19 protein-coding genes are annotated in these 19,531 nt (G+C 58.3%); 6 read left to right on the forward strand and 13 right to left on the reverse strand.

The window, feature by feature from the left end; all coding sequences use genetic code 11:
• The first annotated feature begins 27 nt into the window (after nucleotides 1–27).
• Nucleotides 28–357: a thioredoxin family protein gene (locus tag ABRP31_RS12285; RefSeq protein WP_349972749.1), complete on the forward strand. Its 330-nt coding sequence runs from the start codon at nucleotides 28–30 to the stop codon at nucleotides 355–357.
• A gap of 163 nt (nucleotides 358–520) precedes the next feature.
• Here ABRP31_RS12285 and moaA read toward each other — a convergent pair whose 3' ends face one another.
• From moaA to ABRP31_RS12345, 12 genes are all read right to left on the reverse strand, one after another.
• Nucleotides 521–1,519: a GTP 3',8-cyclase MoaA gene (gene moaA, locus ABRP31_RS12290; RefSeq protein ID WP_349972750.1), complete on the reverse strand. Its 999-nt coding sequence runs from the start codon at nucleotides 1,517–1,519 to the stop codon at nucleotides 521–523.
• A 58-nt stretch (nucleotides 1,520–1,577) separates the two neighbouring features.
• On the reverse strand, nucleotides 1,578–2,393 hold the full coding sequence (locus ABRP31_RS12295; RefSeq protein ID WP_349972751.1) for a formate/nitrite transporter family protein: 816 nt from the start codon (nucleotides 2,391–2,393) through the stop codon (nucleotides 1,578–1,580).
• A gap of 353 nt (nucleotides 2,394–2,746) precedes the next feature.
• On the reverse strand, nucleotides 2,747–3,769 hold the full coding sequence (locus ABRP31_RS12300; RefSeq protein WP_349972752.1) for a histidine kinase dimerization/phosphoacceptor domain -containing protein: 1,023 nt from the start codon (nucleotides 3,767–3,769) through the stop codon (nucleotides 2,747–2,749).
• The gene (locus tag ABRP31_RS12305) at nucleotides 3,753–4,205 is read right to left on the reverse strand and encodes a response regulator (protein ID WP_349972753.1); all 453 of its coding nucleotides are present in this window, start codon (nucleotides 4,203–4,205) and stop codon (nucleotides 3,753–3,755) included. Before ABRP31_RS12305 ends, ABRP31_RS12300 begins: the two co-directional genes overlap by 17 nt.
• 168 nt (nucleotides 4,206–4,373) lie before the next feature.
• Nucleotides 4,374–5,720, reverse strand: coding sequence for a sodium:proton antiporter (locus tag ABRP31_RS12310; protein WP_349972754.1), 1,347 nt, complete (start codon nucleotides 5,718–5,720; stop codon nucleotides 4,374–4,376).
• A 225-nt stretch (nucleotides 5,721–5,945) separates the two neighbouring features.
• On the reverse strand, nucleotides 5,946–6,998 hold the full coding sequence (locus ABRP31_RS12315; RefSeq protein ID WP_087270297.1) for an ABC transporter substrate-binding protein: 1,053 nt from the start codon (nucleotides 6,996–6,998) through the stop codon (nucleotides 5,946–5,948).
• A 32-nt stretch (nucleotides 6,999–7,030) separates the two neighbouring features.
• Entirely contained in the window at nucleotides 7,031–8,173 is a 1,143-nt protein-coding gene (locus ABRP31_RS12320; protein WP_349972755.1) for an FAD-dependent oxidoreductase, read from the reverse strand.
• A complete protein-coding gene (locus tag ABRP31_RS12325) occupies nucleotides 8,170–9,540 on the reverse strand; it encodes an FAD/NAD(P)-binding oxidoreductase (protein WP_349972756.1) in 1,371 nt (456 codons plus the stop codon). The genes ABRP31_RS12320 and ABRP31_RS12325 overlap by 4 nt, the downstream gene beginning before the upstream one ends.
• Entirely contained in the window at nucleotides 9,537–9,827 is a 291-nt protein-coding gene (locus ABRP31_RS12330) for a (2Fe-2S)-binding protein (RefSeq protein ID WP_349972757.1), read from the reverse strand. Before ABRP31_RS12330 ends, ABRP31_RS12325 begins: the two co-directional genes overlap by 4 nt.
• Nucleotides 9,828–9,851: 24 nt before the next feature.
• Nucleotides 9,852–10,646: an ABC transporter permease gene (locus ABRP31_RS12335; RefSeq protein ID WP_027901476.1), complete on the reverse strand. Its 795-nt coding sequence runs from the start codon at nucleotides 10,644–10,646 to the stop codon at nucleotides 9,852–9,854.
• A 3-nt stretch (nucleotides 10,647–10,649) separates the two neighbouring features.
• Nucleotides 10,650–11,522 carry an ABC transporter permease gene (locus tag ABRP31_RS12340; protein WP_349972758.1) on the reverse strand — a complete coding sequence of 291 codons (873 nt, stop codon included), beginning with the start codon at nucleotides 11,520–11,522 and terminating at the stop codon, nucleotides 10,650–10,652.
• A complete protein-coding gene (locus tag ABRP31_RS12345; protein ID WP_349972759.1) occupies nucleotides 11,519–12,547 on the reverse strand; it encodes an ABC transporter ATP-binding protein in 1,029 nt (342 codons plus the stop codon). Before ABRP31_RS12345 ends, ABRP31_RS12340 begins: the two co-directional genes overlap by 4 nt.
• A gap of 250 nt (nucleotides 12,548–12,797) precedes the next feature.
• On the opposite strand from ABRP31_RS12345, the gene ABRP31_RS12350 reads away from it, so the two are divergent.
• The 5 genes from ABRP31_RS12350 (at nucleotide 12,798) to ABRP31_RS12370 (ending at nucleotide 18,432) form a co-directional block, all read left to right on the forward strand.
• Nucleotides 12,798–13,634 carry an IclR family transcriptional regulator gene (locus ABRP31_RS12350; RefSeq protein WP_087270315.1) on the forward strand — a complete coding sequence of 279 codons (837 nt, stop codon included), beginning with the start codon at nucleotides 12,798–12,800 and terminating at the stop codon, nucleotides 13,632–13,634.
• Between the two features lie 344 nt (nucleotides 13,635–13,978).
• The gene (locus ABRP31_RS12355) at nucleotides 13,979–15,598 is read left to right on the forward strand and encodes a methyl-accepting chemotaxis protein (RefSeq protein WP_349972760.1); all 1,620 of its coding nucleotides are present in this window, start codon (nucleotides 13,979–13,981) and stop codon (nucleotides 15,596–15,598) included.
• 93 nt (nucleotides 15,599–15,691) lie between these two features.
• A complete protein-coding gene (locus ABRP31_RS12360) occupies nucleotides 15,692–17,746 on the forward strand; it encodes a PAS domain-containing protein (RefSeq protein WP_349972761.1) in 2,055 nt (684 codons plus the stop codon).
• Nucleotides 17,747–17,772: 26 nt separating this feature from the next.
• Nucleotides 17,773–18,210: a YqaA family protein gene (locus ABRP31_RS12365; protein ID WP_349972762.1), complete on the forward strand. Its 438-nt coding sequence runs from the start codon at nucleotides 17,773–17,775 to the stop codon at nucleotides 18,208–18,210.
• A 90-nt stretch (nucleotides 18,211–18,300) separates the two neighbouring features.
• Nucleotides 18,301–18,432: a YHYH domain-containing protein gene (locus tag ABRP31_RS12370; RefSeq protein ID WP_122395202.1), complete on the forward strand. Its 132-nt coding sequence runs from the start codon at nucleotides 18,301–18,303 to the stop codon at nucleotides 18,430–18,432.
• A gap of 133 nt (nucleotides 18,433–18,565) precedes the next feature.
• Here the strand turns inward: ABRP31_RS12370 and ABRP31_RS12375 are convergent, their stop codons facing one another.
• Nucleotides 18,566–19,417: a CAP domain-containing protein gene (locus ABRP31_RS12375; RefSeq protein WP_349972763.1), complete on the reverse strand. Its 852-nt coding sequence runs from the start codon at nucleotides 19,415–19,417 to the stop codon at nucleotides 18,566–18,568.
• Between the last annotated feature and the right edge of the window lie 114 nt (nucleotides 19,418–19,531).

A 19,531-nucleotide genomic window follows, 5' to 3' on the forward strand; every position in this document is an offset into this window, starting at 1 on the left:
TCATTTGCAGTATCCGGAGACTTACCTATGAGCAATGAGCCATACGCTACAACGGCCCCGAGCCGTGCTGAAGTCGATGCCTATCCGGGTGCGACCTTGATCCAGTTCGGCACCGATTGGTGCGGCTTCTGCAAAGCCGCCGAGCCCTTGGTCGACAGCGTGCTGGCAGACTACTCCGGTGTACGCCATCTGAAAATCGAAGACGGAAGCGGACGACCGCTGGGACGTTCATTCAGAATCAAACTGTGGCCGACGCTGATCTTTATGCGCGACGGTGTTGAACTCAGCCGTCTGGTACGGCCGAGTAATGTCAGTGCGATTGAAGAGGCGTTTGAAGGGATGGTTAAGCAAGGCTGACAGAACACAATGCTAACAGTGGATCTGTAGGCGCTCATCGAGGTTACGAGGCCAGCGATGGCGGAGTGTCAGAAGAACCGCTATCGCTGCCTCGCGTTGCTCGTGAGCGCCTACAGGTCCAACGTCCGCGTCGCGACAGAGATCAATAGCTCAACAGGCTTAACTATCCACCCGTCATATTCATGAACCGCACCACCTGCACTTCATCGTTGACGCTGAAGTTATGGCTCCAGGGCTTGAGCTGCATGGCATCGACAATTGCTTTCTCGAGCTTTTCCGGCTGGCCCGGATTGGCGCGCAGCACAGCCTTGAGGTCTGCGGAGTGCTCGTTGCCCAGACATAGCAACAATCTCCCCTCAACGGTCAACCGTACCCGATTACAGGTCGCGCAGAAGTTGTGGCTGTGGGGGGAGATGAAGCCGATACGGATATCCGGCGCTTCAGCCAGTCGCCAGTAACGCGATGGCCCTTGAGTGGATTCGGTGGAATTGATCAGTGTATAGCGCTCGGCGATGCGCTCGCGCACTTGGTCGCTGGAGTAGAAAGATTCGGCCCGGCTGTGATCGCTGATAATGCCCAGTGGCATTTCTTCGATGAAGGAGATATCCAGCTTGCGGTCGATGGCGAAGGCCACCAGATCGTTGATCTCATTGTCGTTGCGGCCTTGCATCACCACACAGTTGAGCTTGGTATGGACGAAACCGGCTGCGTTGGCGGCGTCGATCCCGGCAATGACTTTGCTCAGGTCACCGGTACGGGTCATTTCCTTGAAACGCGCCGGATCGAGGCTGTCCAGGCTGATGTTCAGGCGGGACACGCCAGCGTCGAACAGCGGCTGGGCGAGTTTGTCCAGTTGCGAGCCATTGGTGGTCATGCACAGCTCACGCAGGCCGGGCAGGGCGGCAATCTGCTGACAAAGCCCGACGATTCCGGACCGAACCAGCGGCTCGCCACCGGTCAGACGAATCTTGCGCGTGCCCAGGGCTACAAACTGTTCAGCAACTTGATAAATCTCTTCAAGCGACAGAATTTGCTGGCGCGGCAGAAAAGTCATTTCCTCGGCCATGCAATACACGCAACGGAAGTCGCAACGGTCTGTCACTGACATCCGCAGGTAATCGACCTTGCGTGCAAAGCTGTCCATCAGGATACGGTCTGACATTTCCACCTTCTCAACACATTCTCCAACAGTCATATAACAGCACTGATCCGGGCAAGTTTCATACTTTTTGCGAGCTGGCGGTCGATGCTACAGGGTTATCGGCCGATGTCATGGTTTTGCCATAAGAAACGTAATAAGCCAGACCCACGAACACTGCGCCACCCACGGCGTTACCCAAAAATACCGCGACGAAGTTGTCCACGAACTGACTCCAGCTTAGTGCGTCGGCAAATATTGCCGCCGGAATCAGGAACATGTTGGCCACGACGTGCTGGAAACCGATGGCCACAAAGGCCATCACTGGAAACCATATGCCGAGGATCTTACCTGCAACATCCTTGCTTGCGTAGGACAACCATACGGCCAGACACACCAGCCAGTTGCAGCCGATACCGGAAATGAACGCCTGTGCAAAATCGGCGTTGACCTTACCGGTGGCAATGGCGACGGTTTTCGCCAGGAATGGGCCTTCAGTCAAACCCAACAGGTGACCAAAGAAGAATGCTACAAACAACGCGCCCAGCAGATTGGCCAATGTCACCAGCAACCAGTTGCGTACTACCGCCGAGAGTTTGATACGCCCTGCAAACATCGCCATTGGCAGGCTCATCATATTGCCGGTCAGTAGTTCGCCACCGGCGAGAATGACCAGGATCAGCCCAATGGGAAACACGGCTGCGCCCAGCAGATTACCAAACGAGGCCCATTGCGCCGGAATCATGGTGCTGACGTGGATATCCAGCAGGAAACCCAGAGAGATGAAAGCGCCCGCCAGGAAGCCCAGAATCAGCACTGAAAGCATAGGCAGGTGTGCTTTCTTCACGCCTGCTTCGACGGTCATTTCAGCAATCTGTTGCGGGGTGTTCACGGACATAATCATGGCTCTAGTGAAGCGACTTCGCGAGCGCGTGCGGGCACGCGACGGCTGACAGTCATCAGTCAATATTCGGGGTTTTAGCGTCCGGTCTGATTGCGCAACATGCGCCACGGCATGTTGGCAGGTTCCTGTTGTTCATAGGGGTGATTCGAGGCTTGCTCAGAGACGAGTGGTGCGCGGTACAGCGCGGTCGCACGCGAGCAATGCGGACAAGCTGAGCTTGCCCACCGAATTAGTAAGCAAGCTACTGAGTCGAATTGCCGCAGTCCAATCGCTTGTTCCGATGGGGTGATCGATAGACTCAATCACCGGCCTGCAGGCCACGTGTAGCAAGGGTATTCGCTACCCTGTCACTGCGCGGTATCCAGCTTCAAGATGAGTTCCACCTGTGCGCCATGACCTGTGGCGAGCGGTTTGTTACTGCGCTGCACGGTCGCACCGCAGCGTTTCGACAGCGCATCGACAAGGCTCAAGGCCAAAGGCGTGCCTGAAGCGGAGAAAGCGTTCAAGACTTCATCACTGAACCCCGGTCCTTGATCACACATGCAGATCCGCGCCGATGCCGCATCCAATGGCTCAATGTGCAGCTCGATACCTTCGCCATTGCTGTGCTTGATTGCATTGTCCAGTAGCTCGTTGAGAATCAAGCCCAGGTTGGATGCAATTTGTAGCGGGACGAGGACCGGACGGGTGTGAAGGCTGAGCGCAATGGTCTTGCTGTACTGGGTCGCGATAAAGCCTCGTGCCAGATCAGGCAGTAACTGCGCGAGATCGACTTGGTTCAGACTATTGCGATGCAAATGCTCCTGAACCGCGCCAATGCCTACCACACGCGCGATAGCTGACTGCATCAGATTTCTGGCTTCATCACTTTGGGCGCGCAGGCTGGAAAGTTGCAGCAGGCTAATGATTAACTGCAGGTTGTTTTTAACACGATGATTGAGTTCGGCGAGCAGTGCCTGTTGATTCTCGGCCATCTCTCGCTGTTCGGTGATGTCAACGCAACTGCCGAAGTAACCTGCGAACTGGCCGTCGCGGTAAAACGGCGCGCCGCTGTCCAGCATCCAGCGGTATTGGCCATCATGGCGTCTGACCCTGTAAGGCTGTTTGAACGGCAGCCGCTCGTCAAACGCTTGGTGATAAGCCACGAGGCAATCGTCCAGATCATCCGGATGAATGTCATCTTTCCAGCCATAGCCACACAATTGCTGCTGGCTCTTGCCAGTAAAATCAGTCCAGGGTTTGTTGAACCAGTCACAATGCTTGTCGCTTCTGGCGCGCCAGATCATGATTGGAGCGTGGTCAGCCAATTCGCGAAACTCAATTTCACCGAGGGTCGCCGGCTGATTCTTCTCCTCAGGTTCGGATTTCATTGACGCTGACCGTAGGTAATCGTGACCGGGTTGTCTGGAATATCTCCAAGGCATTATGAGCGGGTAGCTTGGCGAGGGACTGACCATCCAGTAATGCTCGGGCCACCTGTGCACACAGCGCGAGATCCTGCGGAGCGTAGGGCTTGCGCAACAGGCCAAGCGCGGCGTCTGCGTTGGCTCTGGCGGTCAGAATCTGGCCGCTGATGAACATCGAGCTGAGGCCATGCTGGTCCAGCAGCCTGCGAGCCAGTGCGATACCCTCGTCATTGCCGCCCAGATTGATATCCACGAAGGCGATGTCTGCCCGTTGTTCACCAGCCAGTTCCAGCGCGTGGGACACATCGTGTGCGGGGCCGATCACTTCATGTTCAGCACCTAGCGTGGCGGCCGCAATCATCGCCAGGATCGGATCATCTTCTATCAGGAGGATGCGCATTCTTCATTCCTGCCTTTCAAACGGGTGACGCAAACGTGGGCTCGGAACTCGCCAGTTACGTCGCGAGGCAAAAAGCATTTACTCATGCAAATGCACGTCGTTGAAGATTGGGCTGCCCCTTGAATGAATGGTTCACAATGGTTTCAAAAACATTTAAACGAGTGTAAGTCAGCGTTGTTCCTTGCTGATACTGCGCTCATAGCGCTCCAAAAGCGGCTGAATGCTGACACCGTGCAACAAAATGCTTAGTGCTACGACTGACAACGTCAGGCTGATGCTGACCCGCACGACGTCATCCGGTAACCCGTGACCGAGGGCAAAGCACAGATAGAACAGGCTGCCGATCCCACGAATGCCGAACCAGCCGACCAATGCCTTCTGACGTTTGTTGAGCAACCGTTTGCTGATCAGCAGCCATACCGCCAAGGGTCTGATGATGCAGAAAAGCACCAGCCCCAGACCGACTGCACGCCAATCCCAATATAAAGCCAGCGATGCGCCGAGCAGGGTGATCAACAGCACCTCCATCGAGCGTTCAACCAGGCTTGAGAAGGCCAGCATATCGCCCATCATGACCCCCGCCGCCAATTGCGATTCACTGAGATCCTCTTTTTCCGCGACAGTGGTGCGCTCAATGCTGCCGCTCATATGGCCTATGACCGGTTGTGCCAGATGCTCGGCCGGGACGTCGGACTGGGTAATCTGCGCTTCTGCCTGTCGCAGGCCGAGGCCCGCGGCAAACACCGACAGAAAGCCAAACGCGCCCAAGCCATTCGCGACGACGTAAGCAATGGCAATCAATGCCAAGGCCAGAAAGTCATTAGGGGACGTATCGCTGTCGGCATTTTTGATCCGCAGATAAATCATCAAGTGCCCCACGCCACGACCCAGGCCGTAGCCGATCAGCAGTCCCACGGGCACGCCCCATAACAGATTCTTTATTGCCCAGTGCTGTATCCAGTTGATGTCACCGGAACCATGGGTCAGAAAAAGCAGAGCAAAGATCACGAATGGAAAGGCGGTGCCGTCGTTCAGTCCCGCTTCACCTGACAAACCGAAGCGCAAACGATCAGAGTCCTGAGCGTTGTTGACCTGAACCAGCGAGGCAAGCACCGGATCAGTGGGCGAGAGCATGGCGCCCAACAGGATCGAAACACCCCAGGACAGCCCGAACAGGTAGTGAGCTGCCAGTGCCGTGCCAGCAATGGTCGCCAGCATTACGGGGCCGGACAGCCAGTAAGCTGAATGCCAGGCCTTGCTGTTCAATGGGAGGCGCAACTTGATCCCGGTGCTAAACAATGAAAATAACACGGCGGCTTCGGTCAGACGTTCCAGCCAGCTGGACGCATCGCGGAAATCCAGATCCAGCATGTCCAGCCCGGCAGGGCCAATGGCAAAGCCGAACGCCAGGCACACAGCCGACGTCGTGACGGGTAGCCAGCGCAAATAAGAGGAAGTCAGCGCGAGCATCATCAGCAACGCGCCCAGTACAGTCATGCAAAGAATGAAACTCATCCGGCCTGTGTTCTCACAACGGGGCCCCGCAAATACGGGGCGATAGGGTTGTGACTGCTCAGGGGCGGGATAGTTGAAACATTTGGTATCAAACGGGCAAGAACGGTCCTGTAGGAGCTCACCGAGGTTACGAGGGCAGCGATCACAGAGTGTCAGACAGACCGCTATCGCTGGCCTCGCGACCTCGGTGAGCTCCTACAAGGACGAGGTGGCCGGGCGTTTTAACTACCGCTCTACAGTCCGGTTCCAGCGCGCGTTCCATTCTGGACGGGTCTGGTTGACCTGATCCCAATCAATGGTCACTGCGGTTTCCAGGTACTTGTTCATCGCCTCAACCTGACCCTTGGTCTTGTCAGTGGTTGGGGTTTTCGGGTTGGACGGGATCTGGTCCCCGAACTCCAGCGCTGGCGCCTGCGCTTCTGGCGTCAACAGGTAAGCCGCGAGCTTCTGCGCCAGTTCCGGCTGGTCGTTTTTAGCGATGGCGCACTCGGCCACGTTAAGCACCACGCCACCTTCTTTCGGCGGTGCGTACTCGACGGGCACGCCTTTGATCTTCAGCGCGGTTACCTGAGTGGGCGTGAGCGGGAACAGCGCGGCTTCACCGGTTTGCACCATCTCGGAAATCTTCGCCGAGCTGGCGATGTATTCCAGCACGTTCGGGCCTACGGTTTTCGGCCAGGCCTTGAAGCCCGGCTCCACGTTCGTTTCACTGCCGCCCTGAATGCGGTTGAACATCAGGAACCCATGCAAACCGAAAGTGGAGGAGGCCATGGACTGGAACACCACTTTCTCCTTGAACTTCTTGTCCGCCAGATCCATCCACGAGGTCGGCGCTGCCCAGCCTTTTTCAGTGAACATCTTCGTGTTGTAGGCCAGCCCGGTCACACCGAGGCTTACCGCAGCGGCTTCATCCTTGATCTTCGCCTTGGCCGGCAGATCAGCCAGCGACGGGCTTGGCTGCAACTTGTCACACAAGCCCATGGAAATCGCGCGATACATGATGCCGTCATCAAGGAACATCACATGCATCTGCGGGTTGTCTTTGCTGGCCTGAACCTTGGCGAGGATGTCCGAAGAAGTCCCCGGCACGATCACCACTTTGACGTTGTTGGCTTTCTCGAAAGCAGGCAACACCTGATCGGCATAGAGGCGTTCCATGGTGCCGCCGTTCATGCCCAGATAAAGGGTCGTGGCGGCGTGGGCCGGGGAAGAGGCCAGTAACACCGCAAGGGGCAGACATGACAAGCCGGTAAATGCGATACGTTTTACGTTCTTCATTGCAGCGACCTTCCTCTGTGCAAAGTGATGAATCAATGGTTAACGGTTTTACAGGGGTGGGCAGTGGGTTGAAAGCGGCGGATGGAAAAAGCATCCAGGGCAATCGTTGAATGGCCGGTGCATACATACTCGGCGAGGGCTTCGCCGGCAGCGGGGCCGATCTGGAAGCCGGAACCTGCAAAGCCGAAGCCATGCAGCAGGCCTGGTTGCAGCATGCTCGGGCCGAGTACCGGCTCGCGATCCGGCAAATAACCCTCGGTGCCGCTCCAGGTGCGAATCGCCTGGGCACCGGCCAACGGCGGGTATAGCTCGACCGCATTGCGCAGGATCTCCAGTACGGCGGCTTGCCCCGGCCTGGCGCGGGCCAAGTCCAGCGCGAAGCCCTGACCGCCGCCGAGTACGCAATTGCCTCTGGCGACTTGTCGGGCATAAATGCCCCCGCCCTCGACACCCGTGCTGACGTCCATAAACATCGGCAGTGGCTCAGTGACCAACATGGCCGGGTGGCCCGATACCATCGGCACCGGCTCACCAAATTGCGTAGCCAGATCGCTGGCCCAGGCACCCGCGCAGTTGAGCAACCATGGCGCACGCAGGCTCAGGCCGTTGGCCGTGCGCACCACAAATGCCTGGCCGTCGTAGCTGACGTCATCGACCTTGGCTTGTTCGAAGATTTGCGCACCCGCTCGCCTGGCCGCCCGGGCGAATGCCGGGGAAACCAGACGGGGGTTGGCGTGGCCGTCGTCGGCGCACAAGGACGCGCCCACCGCGACATCCCCCGCCCAGGCAAAGCGCGCGCGTAACTGCTCGCGATCCAGCAATTGCAGGTCCAGTCCGAAGTCGCGGCTGGCCTCGGCGTAAGCGCGCAAGGCGTTCATGTCGGTTTCACTGCGGGCCAGTTTCAGATGCCCGGAGCGCTGGTATTCGCCGTCGATGCCAATCAGTTCACGCAAGCCGCTCCAGATGCCATGAGCCCGTTGCGACAATGGTAATTGGCTCAACGGCCGACCCTGACGGCGCACGCCTCCGTAGTTGACGCCACTGGAGTGCGAGCCGCAGAAGTCACGTTCAAGCAACGTCACGCGTTTGCCCTTCAACGCCAGAAACAAAGCGGCTGACGCGCCGACGATGCCACCGCCGATGATCAGCGCATCGCTTTCAATCACGGCGCTCATGACTGTGCCTCCACGCCAAACGGCAACGGCTTGATCGGTGCCTGACCACGCAGCCGTCCAATGCCTTGCAGTTCCCGACCGCTGCAGTGCGCGACGATTTCCGCTGCCGCCAGCCCGCACATCCGGCCCTGGCAACGTCCCATGCCGACCCGACACATGGCCTTGACCCGATTGATCTCCCAGTGACCTTCTTCGACGACGGTACGAATATCACCGGCGCTCACTTCTTCGCAGCGGCAGATGATGGTTTCGTCAGCAACCCTGGCAGCCCACTCAACGGGAAAGGGGAACGCTGTTTCCAGCCCGTGCCGAAAGCGCTGGATGCTCTGCAGTTTGTTTTTCAAATGCTCACTGCGTCCGCTATCAATGTTTTGCCCAGTGTCGGCAAGCAAGGTCAGCGCGGCCAGCTCGCCGGCCATTTCTGCGGCATCAGCGCCCATGATTCCGGCGCCATCACCTGCGAGATAAACCCCCGCAATGCTGCTTCGCCCAGCGTTATCACGAACAGGAAGCCAGGCACGGTTAAGCGCGCTCCACTGGAAGTCGCAGCCGAGCAGGTCTGCCAATTGCGTTTCACTGCGCAGCGCATGAGCAAAAGCCACGGCATCACAATGCAGCGTTTGTAAGGTGCCGTTGCGTTGCCACTGCACGGCGTTGACGCGCCTGTCACCGTCGATGCGTTGCAATGTCGCCCCTTGATGCACGGCGATGCCATGGGCGGTTAGCCAGGCCCGATAATACAAACCTTTGGCCAGAGTCATCGGTTGGCCCAACAGCGCGGGCAGGGCGCGGCACTGAGCGGAAAAGGGCGCGCTGTCGAGCACTGCAACCACGTTCGCACCAGCTTTGGCGTATTGATACGCGACCAGGTAAAGCAGCGGGCCACTCCCGGCAAACACCACTTTTTCGCCAATGGCACATCCCTGATACTTCAAGGCAATCTGCGCCGCGCCCAGACTGTAGACGCCGGGCAACGTCCAGCCGGGCACCGGTAGAATGCGGTCGGTGGCTCCGGTCGCGATGATCAAATGGCTGTAGTCGATGCTCCCTGCACGGTTTTCCTGCAGGGTATCGAGTCGCTGTTCTTCGGCGTTCCACACCAGCGTTTGCGGGCGATAGTCAATGTGCGCCGCCAGAGCGTCGAGGGTCTGATGCACGGCGACGGCCTTGCCCGCTTCAAAGCCATACAGCGCTTTTGGATCACGGCGGAAGTTTTCAGGCTGACGGCGATAAATCTGTCCGCCGCCCCGCAGGCCCTCGTCCAGCAAACAGGCTTTTACACCATGAGCATGCAAGGTTTGCGCAGCGCGAATACCCGCAGGCCCCGCACCGACGATCACCACTGATTGCGCGGTATGCGTGTTCATAGCTGCCGTCCCGGATCACGGCTGACGATTTGTCCACCTTCAAGTAACGTCGAACAGGCGCGCACCCGGCGACCATCGCCCAGGCGCACCCAGCAATCCTGGCACGCACCCATCATGCAAAATCCGGCGCGGGGTTCAGCGCTGAAGTCGCTGCCGCGCAAGTGGTCGCTGATGGTCAATACCGCCGTGAGCAAGGTGTCGCCTTGCAGGCCGCTGGCAGGCTGGCCGTCAAGGGTGAAGGCCAGCGCCGGGCGGTCTTGTTCGGCCAAACGTTTGAGCAATGCCATGAGGTTCGCGCTCCAGGCCTCAGATTAATGTTTGCCGACCAGCACCCGATCCAGGCCATAAACCCGGTCGAGGATGATCATGGTGGCCGCGGTCAACGCGATAACCAGCGCGGAAACGGCGGCCATCATCGGGTCGATGGACTCTGTGGCGTAGACATACATGCGCACCGGCAGCGTCTGGGTCGAAGGCGAGGTCACGAAAATCGACAGCGTCACCTCGTCGAAGCTGTTGATGAACGCCAGCAACCAGCCACCGGCCACGCCAGGCAGAATCATCGGCAAGGTGATTTTGCGGAACAGCGTGAAGCGGCTGGCGCCCAGTGATTCGGCCGCTTGTTCGGCGCTGCGGTCGATGCCGATGGCGGCAGCAATCACCAGGCGCAGCACGTAAGGCGTGATGATCACCACATGGGCCAGGGTCAGCCAGAAGAAGCTACCGTTGACGCCCATCAGCGCAAACAACCGCAGCATTGCGACCCCCAGCACCAGATGGGGAATGATGATCGGCGACAGAAACAACCCGTTAAGGAAGTTTCGCCCCGGAAACTGATGGCGGGTAATCGCCAGCGCTGCCGGTACGGCAATAATCGTCGCCAGCGTAGCGGCAACAAACGCCAGAATCAGGCTGTTATAGAACGAGTCGATGAAGTCGGCACGCTCGAAGATCGCCCGGAACCAGCGCAGGGAAAAACCTGAGGTCGGCAAGCTGAGGGTGTTTTCTGGCGTGAAAGCCACCAGACAGACCACTACCAATGGCGCGAGCATGAACACCACGACCAAGGCGTGAAACGACAGGGCCAAAGGACCGTTTTTAGACATGGCTTATTCCCCCAGGGTTTTCTTGTAGCGGCCTTCGACCATGCGGTTCCAGGACAGCATGACCAGCAGGTTGACCAGCAACAGCGCCACCGCAATGGTCGCACCCATGGGCCAGTTCAGCTCCGAGAGGTATTGGTCGTAGACCACCGTGGCAACCATCTTCAGGCGGCGTCCGCCGAGCAGGCCGGGGATCGCGAAGGAACTCGCCGACAAGCCAAAAACAATCAATGTGCCTGATAAAACACCCGGCATGATCTGGGGCAACACCACCAGGCGCATCACCTTGGCCTGACTGGCGCCGAGGGACAGCGCGGCCTGCTCAGCCGCAGGGTCGAGTTTCTGCAATGAGGTCCAGATCGGAATGATCATGAACGGCAGCATCACGTGCACCAGTGCAATGATCACGGCGAAAGGGGTGTAAAGCATTTTGATTGGCTGGCCGCCCAGCGCTTGTATGCCCTGATTGATCAGGCCATCGGCACCGAGCAACAGGCTCCAGCCGAAAGCGCGTACCACCACGGAAATCAGCAGCGGCGTGAGGATCAGAATCAGAAAGATTGAACGCCAGGGCGTGCCCATGCGGCTCAGAATGTAGGCCTCAGGCACCCCGATAACCACGCAAAGCAAGGTCACCAGCGCACTGATCCAGAAGGTGCGCAGGAAGATTTCGTAGAAGTACGAATCGGTCAGCACCTCGCCATAGTTGGCCAGGGTATAGGAGTCGCTTTTAACCCCGACTTCATAGTCAAAGACGTTGAAAGACAGGATCAGCGTGAGTGCCAGCGGGACCAGCAGCAGGCAAGTGAACATCACCAGTGCCGGTGCCGACAGTAAATAGCCGCGCCCGCCGCGGCGCATATCGGCCAGCAGGCTCATGGGTGCACCTCGTCGGCATCCAGTACGCGCAGCAAACCGGCGGGCCAGTCCATGCCCACCGCCGTGCCTTCTTCCATGGGCGCGTCGCCGTCGTTGCGGCGTACCACGGTCAACTCGCCGATCGCGGTTTCGATGCGGTACAGCCATTGGCTGCCAAGGAAATAACGGGTGATGACCTTGCCCTGCAAACGCCCGGTGCCAGCGGCCACCAGATCGATCTTTTCCGGACGAAGGCTGAGGGTCAGCGCACCGTCGCCCGGTGTCTGCCGCACTTGAGCGCAGCCCTCGCTGTCCAGATCACCGGGCAGCATGTTGGCCTTGCCGACGAAGCCCGAAATGAACCGCGTACGGGGGTGTTCATAAAGTTTGTATGGCTCGTCAATCTGGGTGATACGCCCGGCCTGCATGACCACCACGCGGTCACTGATGGACAGTGCTTCTGCCTGGTCGTGAGTCACCATCAACGTGGTGATGCCGACTTCGCGCTGAATGCGGCGAATCTCGAACTGCATCTCTTCGCGCAGGTTGGCGTCGAGGTTGGACAGTGGCTCATCGAGCAGTAACACCGGCGGCTCAATCACCAGCGCTCGTGCCAGTGCAACCCGTTGCCGTTGACCGCCTGACAGTTCACGCGGATAACGCTGGGCGTGCTGGCTCAGGCGTACCAGTTCCAGCACCGTAGCCACCCGGCGCTGAATATCCGCCGCTGGTACTTTACGCATGCGCAGACCAAAGGCGACGTTGTCGGCAACGCTCATGTGGGGGAAGAGGGCGTAACTCTGAAACACCACCCCCAGACCGCGACTGCTGGGTTTGGCGTGAGTGATGTCACGGCCATCAAGGACGATACGACCGTCGCTGACATCAACGAAGCCGGCGATCATTTGCAGGGTAGTGGTCTTGCCGCAGCCCGACGGGCCGAGCAGAGAAACGAATTCGCCTTTCTCCACTGCCAGATTCGTGGCGACCACGGCGTCGATGCTGCCGTAGCGTTTGGAGAGACCTTCAAGCTGCAAAAAAGCCATAGCTGCGTTCCACCTTTTCATCACGCACAGCGTTGCAGTGCGTTTTTGTTATGGGCAGATGCGAAATGAAAGCTTTGCAGTTGCTGTGGACGTTGGTGCTCGCTCTGAGTCGGCTACCAGGTTTTGTTCAAATCGCCCTGTGGACTGAGATTAAGACGAAGACTAGGATGGGCGAAAGGGTGAATTTCACTGGACGATATATTTCTTTCAGTTCTTTCGTTCAATGAATTAGTTATCGAAAAGTGATCATATGAATTCCACTGAGCGGAATGAAAATTCAAAGGATACCGGTGTTGGCGCGGTCTCGCGGCTGTTCGCGGTGCTCCGCTGCCTAGGGGATTGCTCCGAAGAGGGCGAACGCGTCACCCAACTCGCCCAGCAAGTCGGCCTCTCGCAGCCCACCACGCACCGCCTGCTGCGCAGCCTGATGGATGAAGGCATGGTCGAACAGGACCAGCGCAGTAAACGTTATCGGCTGAGCATCGAGTTCTTCGCGCTCGCGGCCAAAGCGGGCAAGACCAGCAACCTGCGGGACGTAGTCCGCCCGAGCATGCTGCGTCTCTCGGCATCTCTGGGCGACTCACTGTTCCTGCTGGCGCGCAGCGGCTTCGATGCTGTTTGCCTGGATCGCAGCGAAGGCCCTTACCCGATCCGCACCTTCACCGGTGACATCGGCGGGCGTGTTGCGTTGGGCGTGGGGCAGGGCAGCCTGGCCATTCTCGCTTACCTGCCCGAAGAAGAGCGCGACACGGTCATCCGCTACAACCTGCCACGCCTCAAAGACTTCCATCTCTATGACGAAGTGTTCCTGCGCTCAGAAGTGGAAAACGTCCGCCGCCTCGGCTACGCCGCACGCAACACCGGCGCGCTGCCGGGCATGGCCGGTCTCGCAGTCCCGATATTCGACCGCGAAGGCCGCTCGGTTGCCGCCCTCAGCGTCGCCACCATCAGCGATCGCCTCGGACCGGACCGGTTATTGACCGTGGTGGAACTGCTCAAGAGAGAGGCCGCAGTCATCAGCGCAAGGATCAACCCGTTCGACCCGACGCTGCGACGGCCGAGTCAGGTGTTTGGGCAGGTGGACTGATCGAAATTCATTTTCTGTAGGCGCTGCCGAAGGCTGCAATTGCGTTAAACCTGACGCACCGCCATTGCAGCCTTCGGCAGTTCCTACAGCTGGGTCTTCCAATTCAACGGTTTGTGTTTGGTTGAGAAGAACTCTCAGTTGCGGGTCTCCAAAAAAGCTTCGACGCTCGTTTACCTAATCCTCTTGATACCACTCAACACGATCAGCGGCCCTCAAGAACCCGCCCCTTAAGCCGATGCGCAAACAGGCACGTTACGAGTCTCTCGTCCGTAACGCTTGCACAAGGAAGTCGAAATTTTCTGGTCTGCGCGCCGCCGCAGATCCCCCCCCGAGGTGTTCGTTCAATGGCTAAATCCCTTCGACTCCAGATTCTGGGCATGCTGGGTGGCAGTCTGGTGTTGGTGCTGCTGATTGCGCTGGCTTGTTTCCAGTTCCTTTCCAATAACGTCCAGTCTTACCGCGGCTTGCTCGAAGGTCCGGTGCATGCGTCGCAATTGGTCGACGAGGCCAACCTTGAGTTCAAGATTCAGGTGCAGGAGTGGAAGAACGTTTTGCTGCGCGGCAAGTTGCCAGCCGATCGTGACAAGTTCTGGGCGCAGTTCGAGGAGCAGGAACGTCAGGTTCAGGAATCCCTCGGGAAGCTCGCACTGGTAGAGGGTGTTCCGGCTTCGACGCTGACCCAGGTGCAGAAGCTAAGGGATGAACACAAAACTCTGGGTGTGGCTTATCGCAAAGGGCGTGATGCATTTGTTGCGGCGGGTGGCGATCCGGTAGCCGGTGATGTCGCGGTGAAGGGCGTCGACCGTGCGGCCAGCGAGCAGATGAGTCAGTTGGTAGACAGCCTGCGCAAGAACAGCGGCGAGCAGTCAGTGCTGATCAGCAACGCAGCCGACCGGACGATTCTGTTGGGGGCGCTGATCATGTTGGCTTCCGCGCTATTGGTCGGTGTGCTGACATGGTGGGTGGTCAACCGCAACCTGATCGCGCCAATCCGCATGTTGATCGACTACGTTGCGCAGTTGAGTCAAGGCAAGTTCGGCGAGCGTGTCAATATCAAGCGTCAGGATGAACTTGGTCATCTGGCGGTCGCGGCCAATATCCTGCGGGATTTTCTGGCGGATACTTTTAACCGGCTTAAACGCAGCACGTCGGATCTGGACACTGCGGGCAACGAGTTGAAGTCCATTGCGACGCTGATGGCCCAAGGCACCCACGAGCAGTTCGAGCGCACCGACCAGGTCGCGACGGCCATGACCGAAATGTCGGCAACGGCACAGGAAGTCGCCCGGCATGCGGCTCAGGCAGCCAAAGCTGCTGATGATGCGGATCACCATGCGCGGGAAGGCGACAAGGTCATGCAATCGACCATGAGCACGATCAATCTGATGTGCAGTGAAATCGGCAATACCGCCAATGTGATTCAGCGGCTGGAAACCGACAGCGTGCGTATCGGCAAGGTGCTCGAAGTGATTCGCGGTATCGCGGATCAGACCAATCTGCTGGCGTTGAACGCGGCTATCGAGGCTGCGCGAGCCGGTGAAGCCGGACGCGGCTTTGCAGTGGTGGCTGACGAAGTGCGCACATTGGCGCAACGCACGGCGGTGTCGACTGCCGAGATCAACCAGATCATCAACTCGGTGCAGACCGGTGCCAGCGATGCGGTAATCGCTATTCAAGGCGGTCAGAGTCGTAGCGAAGAGAGTGTCGAGCAGGTCAGTAATGCCAGCGCCACGCTCAACCGTATCACCACTGCCGTGGAGGCCATTCGCGACATGAACCGGCAAATCGCTACGGCGGCTGAAGAACAGACTTCAGTGGCTGAGGATATATCGCGCAATCTCACCGAAATCACAGCGATCGCCAGCACCAATCAGGACAACGTCAAACGCACCCAGGCGGCCAGCCATGATCTGCACGGTTTGTCTGTCGGATTGAACGATGTTATTTCCCGATTGAGCGCCTAGTCATTGCAACGGCTTGTAATAGCTCGCCCGCATCGGCACCATTCAGCGCAATCGGCCACCAGGGCCTCGGTATCACGATAAGCATGGTTGGGCATGAGCAGCGATTTTAAGGATGAAGGACCGGATAACAGCGGACCGCTTGAGTTTCCGGCAAAAGATGCAGCCGAGCGGTTGCAGCTTGCACTGGATGCCGATGCGATCATCGGCACTTGGGTGTGGCATGTGCAGGACAACCATGTCATTGGCGATGATCGATATGCCGCTACGTTTGGTTTGACTCCACGGGAGGCCGTTGAAGGCTTGCCGCTGGAGAAGGTCACGGCCTCCATCCACCCTGACGACAGGGCTCGCGTGGAAAGCGAAATCGGTCTGACCTTGCTGCGTGGCGGCGTTTTCAAATGCGAATACCGTGTGCTGCATCGCGACGGCACTTATCGCTGGCTGGAGGCCAAGGGCCGGGTCGAGTTAGGTCCAGAGGGCAAGCCGACGCGCTTTCTCGGCGTGCTTCTGGATATCGAACTGCGTCGCGAAGCTGAGGCTGAGCGCGACCGGATTACCGCGCTGTTACGCACGTTTACGGCCGCGGTTCCTGGCGTTGTGTATGCCAAGGACCGCCAGGGACGGATGCTGGTTGCAAACCGTGGCACCACAGAGCTGATCGGCAAACCTCCCGAGTTTTATATCGGTAAAACCGACCTCGAGTATCTTGAGGACAAGGATCAGGCTCGGGTCATCATGGCCACCGATCAGCGGATCATGAATGGTGGCGTGTCTGAGCAAGTCGAAGAACAGGTCAGACTCGCTGACGGCTCAGCAGCGACCTGGTTGTCAGTCAAGGCGCCACTGTTTAGTGACACGGGTGAGGTCATCGGGCTGATCGGCTCGTCCATTGATGTAACGGCCAGGAAAAAGGCCGAAGCAGCGGTACAGGACCTTAACCTGACCCTGGAGCAACGTATCCGCGAAGCGATCATCGAGCGCGAGGTGGCTGAAGAAGCGCTACGTCAGTCGCAGAAGATGGAAGCGGTCGGGCAGCTCACGGGGGGGATCGCCCACGACTTCAACAACCTGTTGGCGGGTATTTCCGGCAGCCTGGAGTTGATGCAGATGCGCCTGGGTCAAGGGCGCGTTGCCGATGTGGATCGCTATCTGGTTGTGGCTCAGGGGGCGGTACAGCGGGCGGCGGCGCTGACTCACCGGCTGCTGGCGTTCTCGCGCCGTCAGACCCTCGCGCCCATCCCAACCAACGTCAATACGTTGATCATGGGCATGGAAGAGCTGATCCGTCGTACTGTCGGGCCTTCCGTCGACATACAGGTGCGTGCTGACGCAGATCTCTGGACTGCGTTGATTGACCCGGCCCAGCTGGAAAATTCGCTGCTCAACCTCTGTATCAATGCTCGGGATGCCATGCCTCATGGCGGTCGGATTTTGATTGAGACACGTAATGAATGCCTGGATGAAAGCCATGACCTTGATCCCGAAGTGCAGGCGGGCGAGTACCTGAGCATTCGTGTCACTGATAGCGGCTGTGGCATGACCGCCGAAGTGGCGGCCAAAGCCTTCGAACCATTTTTCACGACCAAGCCGGTGGGCGAGGGTACCGGGCTTGGGCTGTCGATGATCTATGGCTTCGCCCGGCAGTCTGGCGGCCAGATAAGGATTCGTTCAGAGGTTGATCAGGGCACGACGGTTTGCCTGCAATTGCCACGTCATGCGCGGGAAATAGATCCTCCAGAGTTTCCACTGCCGGTCAGCAGTGCAGTTTTGACGGGGCAGGGTGAGACTGTTCTGGTGGTCGATGACGAGTCATCGGTCCGCATGCTGGTGACTGAGGTGCTGAGCAGTCTTGGCTATGTGGCCATCGAAGCCGCTGACAGTCAGGCCGGGTTGCGCATTCTGCAATCGGACGTGCGAATTGACCTGTTGGTAACGGATGTCGGATTACCTGGTGGCATCAATGGCCGGCAAATGGCCGATGCGGGGCGGCAATGCCGACCGGGCCTGCCGGTGTTGTTCATCACGGGATACGCGGAAACCACAGTGCTCGACAAATGCCACCTTGAGCCGCTGACCGAAGTGCTCACCAAACCCTTCGCGCTCGAGGCACTGGCGTCCAGGATCAAGGAATTGATCAGGGCTTTGTGATGATCCTTTGAACGGGCCGTGCTTGAGTGTTTGAAATTTCCAGCTACCTCGGGTTATTCCTCGCTGCATTCGGTGCGGCGACGCTATTGCCGATGCAATCCGAAGCAGTGCTGGTGGGCATGCTGCTTTCCGGACATTACACAGCGACAGCGCTGCTGCTGGTCGCGACCTTTGGCAACGTGCTTGGCTCATTGCTGAACTGGTTATTGGGCCGCTCGGTGGAGCGGTTTCGCCATAAGCGCTGGTTCCCGGTCAGCGAAAACAGCCTGGAAAAAGCCCAACGCTTCTATACGCGATACGGACGCTGGTCGTTGCTGTTGAGCTGGGTGCCGATCATTGGCGATCCACTGACGATGGTGGCAGGAGTAATGCGCGAACCGCTGTGGAGTTTTCTGTTGATCGTCACATTTGCCAAAGGTATGCGGTATTTGCTGATCACAGCAGCAACGCTGGGCTGGGCATGAATTTACAGTGGGCTATGATTGGTGATATCAATGAGCCATACTTTGCGCCTGTTCATCCCATTCCCGCTGTTTTAGCTCCGAGAACTGTCTATGAAGCTGCTTGCCGTCGTGATCGTCGCGTTCCTGTCCATGGCCTCAGTCACCGCGCTGGCTCACAGCGGTGGTACCGATTCCAAGGGTTGCCATCGCAACCACAAGACTGGCGATTATCACTGTCACTGAGTGACGATTCCTGAAGGAGCGCACGAGCACCTCGAGGCGGCGATAGCGGTGTATCAGGCAGACCGTAACCGCTCGCGGTGCTCGTAAGCTCATACAAGGCAGATTGATGAAAGCAGCCTGGCCACAAACCCCGTCACTGCGCGCCAAACACGCCCGTCCAGTAGATGCCCGCATCGCTCTTGGGGTCCACTGCATACGCTGCGCCCAGTTCTTTGAAAGCCGGATTCATCAGATTGGCGCAGTGACCGGGGCTTGCCAGCCAGCCCTCGACAACCTTGGCGACGCTGCCTTGTCCGGCTGCGATGTTTTCGCCGATTTGCTGGCCTGAATAACCGGCCAGCTCCGCTCGATCACCTGGCATACGGCCGTCGCGATCCATGTGGTCGAAGAAATTATTGTTGGCCATGCCCCGGCTGTGGTTTTCAGCTGCCGACGCCAGTGCCGGGTTCCAGGTCAATGGCGTGGTCGCAGCCACGGCCTGAGTCCCGCATTGTCGAGCCTTGGCTCGCGCGGCGTTGATCAGCGCGAGCAGCTTTTGACCCTCGGCCTGCCAGTCTCCCAGACGCGCAGTCAGCAGTGGCCGAGCCAGTACAATGCGCCAGTCACGGCCTTCGCGGCTGACACCGATGTCGACAAACTGTGGGTCTAGCACCACCCGACAGAAGCTTTCCTGAATAGTATTCATGGCTGACTGTGCATCCCGAGGACCAGACAGGCTGATCGCCTGCACATTGACCATCGGGTAAGTGGCGCGCGCCATGGCCTGCTGCAGATCCACCGGGCTGGTCGCAGAAAGCACCAGACGAGTGTCCACAGTGAGCGGTGGCAACTCTTGTGAAACCTGATCGCCGCAACGCTGTGACTGGTTGCGGAAATTATTGATGGAATCGACCAGTTGAGACTCTTCCGACGCCACAGCGGTGGCGGTAAATACCAAACCCAGTGACAAGGTGGCAAAACGCAAAAAAGATAAAGTAACGCGCATTAATGTCTCCTTGAACTGACCGCGCCCATGATGCGCGATTTTGCGCTGTGCTGCGAAATGCCATTTAGCGAAGCAATATTGAGGGTAACGAGCGCTGTCAGTTCAGTTCCGCAG

The sequence above is a fragment of the Pseudomonas caspiana genome (assembly GCF_040224095.2).
GTDB lineage: Bacteria > Pseudomonadota > Gammaproteobacteria > Pseudomonadales > Pseudomonadaceae > Aquipseudomonas > Aquipseudomonas caspiana.